Origin of the sequence: Gemella sp. GH3 (genome assembly GCF_013415425.1) — a bacterium.
Lineage (GTDB): Bacteria > Bacillota > Bacilli > Staphylococcales > Gemellaceae > Gemelliphila.
Genome location: NZ_JACBYC010000140.1, coordinates 1 through 8,344 on the forward strand (window position 1 = coordinate 1; position 8,344 = coordinate 8,344).

Sequence of the window (8,344 nt, forward strand, 5' to 3'; positions counted from 1 at the left end):
CTAATATTAAAGTTACTTATATCAAAATATTAGATAATTTACTAAGGTTTAATAAAGCTATAGAAAAGTTTTTTTATGCTTCAAAACCGGGATACAATACAGTTTTTCAGCAAAGAATTGATATGAATGATGATAGTGAAGAATTATTCAACAAAATAAAAGCGGACTTAAAACCTAATTTTAACGAAAAATCTTTTAATTCAGCAGATGCAGAAGAATTTTTTAATATAATTGATAGTATAGAAGTAGATATTTTAGAATTGTTTAAAGATGATACGGAATACGATTTTAATAATTACTTGATTACTTTAATAAATGATAAAAAGTTAGATGAATTTATTTGGTTAAATACTATTTATAATCTTTACAAAAATGGTCAAAGTTTAAAAGATATAGTAAATGATTATCGCACAGTTAATACTATTGATTTTTCTGATTTATATAAAATGTATTTGTTTGTAACAGATTATAACGTTAATGAATTGTTGTTGACTGATAAATCAGAATATTTAACTAATGAATATTTGCAGGATATTAATCAATTTTTTGATTATATGTATTCTTTAGTTGATGATATGAAAAATTTTGTTGCTAAAGAAAATAAAAAAGATATCTTGAGTTTTTCTAGTAAATTAACATCTTATACTAATATAAAGACACCATCTAAAGACGAATTTATACAAATAACTAGTAAGTTATTTGTAGTTATGAAGGATTTATATGAAAATGATAATACAAAATTATTACTTAGTAATGTTTATCCTATTTTAGTAAGATCATTCTATGCACCATTAAAAAATGATGACAAAATAAAATATGATTACAATCCTCAATTTATTTATGCATTAGAATATTTACAAGTTATTATTGAGGTGCTTAGTGATGGCAACGTACAATAATTTAAAGCCTACAGATTATTATGTAGTATATAATGATTTTTATAATGAAAATTACAATAAAGAATTGAATCTATTATATTTACCTTTGATAGGATCTAATGCAATAAAATTATATCAATTTTTATCTACAAAAATATTGAGAGAAAAAAATATGACGAATAATTTATTGCATTTTGATATTATTGATAATTTAGGAATGGATATAAAAAAAATATCTTTAATGAGAAAACAATTAGAGGCAATAGGTCTTTTAAAAACATATTTTTGGCAAAGTAATGAAAAAATTGTTTATGTTTATAAAATATTAAGGCCTCTTTCTTTTAATAGTTTTTTTGAAAATCATTTATTGAGTGCATTGTTAAAAAATACTATAGGAGAAGGAAGTTATAATTTATTAGTTGATAAATTTAGTCATAATCAAGTTCATTTTAGTGAGTTTAAGGATATTACTGCAAAATTTTCAGAAGTATTTTCTACTAATAATTTAGATGACTACCAATTTGATAATATTTTAGGAAAAGATACTGGAAAAGGCCCAAACCTGGATAGTTACTATTTTGATTTTAATAAATTAAATTATTTGTTATCTAATAAATATTTAGCAGATATTTTAAATAATAGTGGTATTAAAGAAACTATTTTAGAGTTAGCGCATTTATACAAAGTTACGCCAAATGAGATGGCAGAAGGAATAGAACAATCAGTAGATAGCGTGTCAGGTGGATTAGACATTAATATAAATGATTTAAAAGATTATTTAGCACAACTTTTTATAATTGTAAAAAAACAAGAAGTACCGACATTGAAAAATATGTTAAATAAACATCTTATAAATGATACTTATAATAAGGAAAGAGAATTGACAAATGAAGAAAAGCTAGCTAAAATTATGGATAATTTGAATTATATTGAATTCTTGAATAAAAAACATAGCTTAATTCTTTCTAATGTTGATGGTAATAATATAAATAAATTAATAACAAAATATAACTTTTCATCTGGAGTATTGAACGTTCTTCTTGATTATGCAATTATAGAAAGCAAATCATCAGGAATTCCTAATTTTAATTATCTTGACAAAATTGCGAGTACCTGGTCAAGTCAAAGGTTGATAACTGCGTTAGATGCTATGAATTTTGTTAATAGTGAAAGAGATAAATTTAAACAAACTAGGACACAAAAAGAAGAAAATAAAATAAGAGGAACGAAGTTAGTTAATAAAACTAAAACTATTAGTTATGATTTAGATATTGAAGAATTTTCTAGAAATAAATTGAATATTATTTTGCCTACTAAAACAGTTGAAGAGTTATCTACAATAAAAGAAAAATATAATTTTTCTAATGAACTTATAAACTATTTGTTAGAATATACAGTATCAATTGATGTAAATAAAAAAATACCTACGGCAAATTTTCTAGAGAGTGTAGCATCTAGTTGGCATCTTAATAAGGTTAAAACTATTTCTGATGTGAAAGGTACAATTAATAAGCGTTCTAGTAATAATTATAAATCAAAGAAACATCGTGTAGTAGAAACTCCAGATTATATAAAAAATCAATTAAACAACTTATCTAATTTTAATGAACAAAATTATGAAAGTAATAATGTTAATATTTCTTATGAAGAATATCAAAGGTTATTAAAAGAGAAAGGCATGGAGTAATATGAAGAAAGTAACAGATTTAACTAGTAAAATTTCTATTAAAAAGAATGATATTCAAGATATGTTTGAAAATGTTATTTTGAAAGATAAAACAGTTATTAATTTTATTAATAAATATAATTTATCTTATGATGATGTTAATAACAATACTCAAGTTTTTTATGAATATTACTTATCAAAAAAAAATAAAAAAAGTATTCTTTATAATCCTAAATTACAGTATAAAGATGGTAAAGTTTATTTGATTTATAATGAAACTGCAGAGCAAAAACGTAATAGAGAAGCTAGAAAATTATCTAATAGGATAAAAACAGCATATATTTCTAAAAGTATTTTATATTCTAATTTTTCTAATGTTAATAATACAGGAAATAAGGTTGCAGTTGCGACAAAATTAATATCTATTTGTGATAATATATTGGCTAATAAAGGTGTACAAGGATTATATGTTTATGGTATGACTGGTATTGGTAAGTCTTATTTAATGGGGTGTGTATATAATTATTTAAATAATAAAGGTCTTGAGCCAGCAATAGTATATTTTCCGGAGTTTGTTCGTAAAATGAAATCAAGTATATATAATAATGAATATAATTATATAATTGATGAATTACGTCAACAAAAAGTTTTAATAATAGACGATATAGGTGCAGAAAACATAACAGAGTTTGTAAGAGATGAAATTTTAGTACCTATAATAAATTATCGTTCATCAGAAAAATTAGTAACTTTCTTTACTTCTAACTTATCATTAAGAAATTTAAGTGATGTTTTAGCAGTTACTAAAAATACTATTGATGAAACTAAATCAATGCGTATTATTGGTAGAATAAGTCATCTAGCTAAAGAAGAATTTTTAGATGCTAAAAATGAAAGAGGTAGTTATTAATAAGTTTAATAGAGTGTTTTAATTATAATAAAAATTTTATAATTTATTTTAAAATATTAACTACTTGTCAAAACAATATTTTTATGATACAATACGAATCATAATATAGTATTTACGTTAAGGACAAGATATATAAATTAATTATTTAAGAGAGAGTATGGTGCTGAAAATACTTATAATTCTTTATATGTTACTACCTTTTAGCCGCGTAGAAGAATGGCAATCTTTACTTGCTACAATGAGGAGATAATTATATCTCAAAATTGGGTGGTACCACGAAATATTAGTTCGTCCCTATGTGAAAATTTTTTCACATAGGGATTTTTATTTTTGTTAAATAACGTAATATAAATATAATTTTTTATAAAAAGGAGAAAGAATATGGTAGTATTAAAATTCCCAGATGGTAATTCACGTGAGTATGATAATAAGACAGCATTAGATGTTGCAGAAAGTATCAGTGTTAGCTTAAAGAAAAAAGTTTTGGCAGCTAAACTTAATGATGAGTATCTAGAATTAGATAAAGTTATAGATAAAGATGGAAAAATTAAATTAATAACATCAGATGATAATGACGCAGATAGCTTATACGTTTTAAGACACTCGTCTGCACATTTACTTGCTCAAGCATTACGTAGAATATACGGATCAGATGTTTGCTTTGGAGTAGGGCCGGCTATAGAAGGAGGATTCTATTATGATTTTGATATGGAAGAGAAAATCAACGAAGAAGATTTAGCAAATATTGAAAAAGTAATGAAAAAGCTAGTTAGTGAAAATCATAAAATAGAAGGAAGAGAAGTTTCCAAACAAGAAGCGTTAGAAATATTTGCAAAAGATCCTTATAAAGTAGAATTAATAAATGATTTACCAGAAGATGAAGTAATTACTGTTTATAAACAAGGAGAATTTGTTGATCTTTGTAGAGGAGGACATGTAAGTAGTACATCAAAAATAAAAGAATTTAAATTATTATCTGTAGCAGGAGCATATTGGCGAGGAAATAGTGACAATAAAATGTTACAAAGAATTTACGGTACAGCATTTTATACTAAAGATGCTTTAGAAGATCATCTAAGAAAATTAGAAGAAGCAAAAGAAAGAGATCATAGAAAATTAGGTAAAGAATTAGGAATATTTACTACTAGTCAAAAGGTAGGAGCAGGATTACCTTTATGGTTACCTAATGGTGCAACTATTCGTCGTACAATTGAACGTTATATAGTAGATAAAGAAGTTGAGTCAGGGTACGATCACGTTTATACACCAGTGCTTGCTTCGGTAGAATTATATAAAACTAGTGGTCACTGGCAACACTACCAAGATGATATGTTCCCATCTATGAAAATGGATCATGAAGAAATGGTTTTACGTCCTATGAACTGCCCTCATCATATGATGATTTATAAAAATGAAAAACATTCGTATAGAGAACTACCTATTCGTATTGCTGAATTAGGTCTGATGCATAGATATGAAGCTAGTGGAGCAGTTAGTGGGCTTCAACGTGTACGTGGAATGACTTTAAATGATGCACATATCTTTGTACGCCCTGATCAAATAAAAGATGAATTTAAACGAACAGTATCATTGATTCAAGAAGCATATAAAGATTTAGGTATAGAGAAATATAGCTATAGATTATCATACAGAGATCCAGAAAATAAAGAGAAATATTTCGATGATAATGAAATGTGGGAAAATGCACAAAGCATGTTAAAAGAAGCAGCAGATGAATTAGGTCTTAATTATGTAGAAGCGGAAGGAGAAGCTGCTTTCTACGGACCAAAACTTGATGTTCAAATAGAAACTGCTATAGGTAAGCAAGAAACTTTATCAACAGTTCAATTAGATTTCTTATTACCAGAAAGATTTGAATTAGAATATATAGGCGAAGATGGTAAGGCACATAGACCAATAGTTATTCATAGAGGAGTAGTTTCTACTATGGAAAGAATGGTAGCATTCTTATTAGAAGAGCATAAAGGAAATTTACCAACATGGTTAGCTCCTAATCAAGTAAGAATTATTCCAGTAAATAATGAATATCATTATAACTATTCAAGAGAATTAATGGATGACTTGAAAAAATCAGGAGTTAAAGTTTCTATAGATGATAGAAATGAAAAATTAGGTTATAAGATAAGAGAAGCAGCTAGCAAGAAGATACCTTATACACTAGTAATAGGAGATAAAGAGGTAGAAAATAAAGAAGTTAATGTTAGAACATTCGGATCACAAGACCAAAAAACTAAATTATATAGTGAATTTAAAGAAAATATTTTAAGAGAAATTAAAGAAAGATTAATCAATAAAGAGGCATAATATGGTATTAAAACAATTAATAAATGAAATCCAAGAAGGAGAAAGAAAAGTTGTAGTAAAAACTACAAAAGGCGATTTAACTTTTAAACTATTCGAGAAAGATATTCCCAAAACAGTAGAAAATTTTATAGAACTTGCTAAAAAAGGATATTACAATGGAATAATATTTCATAGAGTTATAAAAGATTTTATGATTCAAGGAGGAGACCCAACAGGAACAGGAATGGGTGGAGAATCTATATGGGGAACATCTTTTGAAGATGAGTTTTCTATGGACTACTTTAATTTCTACGGTGCATTATGTATGGCTAATGCTGGACCTAATACTAATGGAAGTCAATTTTTTGTTGTACAAGCCAAACACGTGGATAATATGATGCTTTCAAATATTGAACAAGGAGGATGGCCTAAAGAAGCTATAGAAGTTTATGCAGAAAAAGGAGGCACTCCTTGGCTAGATCATCGTCATACTGTTTTTGGTCAATTGATAGATGGTTATGATGTATTAGAGGATATAGCATCTACAAAAACAAATTCACAAGATAAACCTCTAGAAGATATAAAAATTATAGAAATAGTAATAGATTAATAAAAAAAGCGACAAATTTTGTCGCTTTTTTTATTAATATTGTTTTAAATATTGTTCAACTTCCCAATCTGTAACACGTGTTCTAAAGGCATCCCATTCAATAGATTTTGCCTCTATAAAGTTTTGGAATATATGCTCACCTAAAGAATCTTTAATAATATCTGAATTGCTTAATTCTTTTAATGCTGTATATAATGTTGATGGTAATTCATCAATACCTGCATTAATACGTTCTTCTTTTGTCATAACATATATATTGCTATTTACTTCAGCATTAGGAATTAATTTATTTTTTATTCCATCAAGTCCAGCAGATAAAATAGCTGCCATAGCTAAGTATGGGTTAGCAGCTGGATCCACAGAACGTACTTCAACTCTAGTTGATTTACCTCTTGATGCAGGAATTCTTACTAAAGGAGAACGGTTCGATGTAGACCACGCAACATAACAAGGTGCTTCGTATCCTGGAACTAGACGTTTGTATGAATTAACAGTAGGATTACATATAGCAGTAAAGCTACGAGAATGTTTTAGAATACCTGCTATAAAATGATATGCATCTTGAGATAATTTATTTGCAGAAGATTCATCATAAAAACGATTTTCTCCGTTTGAGAATAAAGAAATATTACAATGCATACCAGAACCATTAATTCCATAAATAGGTTTTGGCATAAATGTTGCATGTAATCCATGTTTTCTAGCTATAGTTTTTACTATAAGTTTAAATGTTTGTATGTTATCACAAGCACTAATTACATCTGTATATTTGAAATCTATTTCGTGTTGACCAGGTGCAACTTCGTGATGGCTTGCCTCTATATCAAATCCTAATTTCTCAAGCTCTAAAACAATATCACGTCTAACATTTTCACCTAAATCAACTGGAGCAAGATCGAAGTATCCTCCATTATCATTAAGCTCTAAACTAGGTTCACCATTTTCAGTTAGTTTAAATAAGAAAAATTCAGGCTCTGGTCCAAGATTTAATGTATCATAACCTAAATCATTCATTTCTTTTAATACACGTTTTAAGTTTCCGCGTGGATCACCAGCAAATGGCTTTCTATCAACAGTATATACATCACATATGAAACGTGCTACTTTTCCATATTCACTATCCCAAGAAAATACTAAAAATGTATCAAGATCTGGATATAAATACATATCACTCTCTTCAATTCTAACAAAGCCTTCAATAGATGATCCATCAAACATCATATTATTATCTAAAACTTTATCTATTTGACTAACAGGAACTTCAACATTTTTTATAGTACCTGTAATATCTGTAAATTGTAACCTTATATATTTTACATTTTCTTGTTGAATAATATCTAAAATTTGTTCTTTTTTCATAAAAAATCTCCTTTAACTTAAAAACATCTTATTTTTTGTTATAAAATCTAGAAAGGTCGCCTCGCCCTATTGAAGATTGTTCTCTGTTGGATCCAGAAGGTCCTATAAATATATCATTATGAATGATTTGTCGAATTTTACTAATCTCAGAAGAAACTTTTTTGTTGTTAATTATTTCATCTATAGCTTTAATACTAAAACCTTTCGTTAATAATTCTTTTATATACAGTAGCTTATCAACATCATTTAAAGAAAATAACCTAGTATTTCCTTCTGTTCTTTCTGGAGTGATTAAGTTTTTCTCTTCATAGTATCTTATTTGTCTTGCAGAAAGTTGTGTAATTTTGGTTACAACACTTATTGGAAGAGCTGGTAAATTTCTTTGAAAATCTTTAAATCCCACATAAATCACCTACCTGTAATATTTATAGGATAATAATAACACAAAAATATCTTAAAATAAAATATAATGTTAAATAATCTTACATTAAATTTTATAGTTGTTATTTATAATATAAAACTAGAATATATTTTAAATTTTTTGTAGCTATAAAATTATAAAAAAGTATGTTAAAATATATTTAATAATTATTAAAGAACGGAGGACTATATATGTT

Annotated in this window: 7 protein-coding genes; 5 read left to right on the top strand and 2 right to left on the bottom strand. The window is 26.6% G+C overall.

Features of this window, described 5'->3' with window-relative positions; translation table 11 throughout:
- The 5 genes from HZY83_RS05695 to HZY83_RS05715 form a co-directional block, all read left to right on the top strand.
- Positions 1-899 (top strand): hypothetical protein (locus HZY83_RS05695; protein ID WP_179943092.1); only part of this gene is annotated, 899 nt, incomplete at its 5' end.
- A complete protein-coding gene (locus HZY83_RS05700; RefSeq protein ID WP_179943093.1) occupies positions 883-2,565 on the top strand; it encodes a DnaD domain protein in 1,683 nt (560 codons plus the stop codon). The genes HZY83_RS05695 and HZY83_RS05700, both read left to right, overlap by 17 nt.
- Position 2,566: 1 nt before the next feature.
- The gene (gene dnaI / locus HZY83_RS05705; protein ID WP_179943094.1) at positions 2,567-3,454 is read left to right on the top strand and encodes a primosomal protein DnaI; all 888 of its coding nucleotides are present in this window, start codon (positions 2,567-2,569) and stop codon (positions 3,452-3,454) included.
- Between the two features lie 381 nt (positions 3,455-3,835).
- Positions 3,836-5,779: a threonine--tRNA ligase gene (gene thrS, locus HZY83_RS05710; protein WP_179943095.1), complete on the top strand. Its 1,944-nt coding sequence runs from the start codon at positions 3,836-3,838 to the stop codon at positions 5,777-5,779.
- Between the two features lies 1 nt (position 5,780).
- Positions 5,781-6,368: a peptidylprolyl isomerase gene (locus HZY83_RS05715; RefSeq protein WP_179943096.1), complete on the top strand. Its 588-nt coding sequence runs from the start codon at positions 5,781-5,783 to the stop codon at positions 6,366-6,368.
- Between the two features lie 33 nt (positions 6,369-6,401).
- On the opposite strand, the gene glnA is transcribed toward HZY83_RS05715, so the two are convergent.
- Entirely contained in the window at positions 6,402-7,727 is a 1,326-nt protein-coding gene (glnA, locus tag HZY83_RS05720) for a type I glutamate--ammonia ligase (RefSeq protein ID WP_179943097.1), read from the bottom strand.
- A gap of 28 nt (positions 7,728-7,755) precedes the next feature.
- A complete protein-coding gene (locus HZY83_RS05725) occupies positions 7,756-8,130 on the bottom strand; it encodes a MerR family transcriptional regulator (RefSeq protein WP_179943098.1) in 375 nt (124 codons plus the stop codon).
- Between the last annotated feature and the right edge of the window lie 214 nt (positions 8,131-8,344).

What these genes read in the sequence shown, in the direction of transcription:
- HZY83_RS05700 (WP_179943093.1), top strand. Translation starts at nt 883, where the DNA reads ATGGCAACGTACAATAATTTAAAGCCTACAGATTATTATGTAGTATAT.
- dnaI (WP_179943094.1), top strand. Translation starts at nt 2,567, where the DNA reads ATGAAGAAAGTAACAGATTTAACTAGTAAAATTTCTATTAAAAAGAAT.
- thrS (WP_179943095.1), top strand. Translation starts at nt 3,836, where the DNA reads ATGGTAGTATTAAAATTCCCAGATGGTAATTCACGTGAGTATGATAAT.
- HZY83_RS05715 (WP_179943096.1), top strand. Translation starts at nt 5,781, where the DNA reads ATGGTATTAAAACAATTAATAAATGAAATCCAAGAAGGAGAAAGAAAA.
- glnA (WP_179943097.1), bottom strand. Translation starts at nt 7,727, where the DNA reads ATGAAAAAAGAACAAATTTTAGATATTATTCAACAAGAAAATGTAAAA.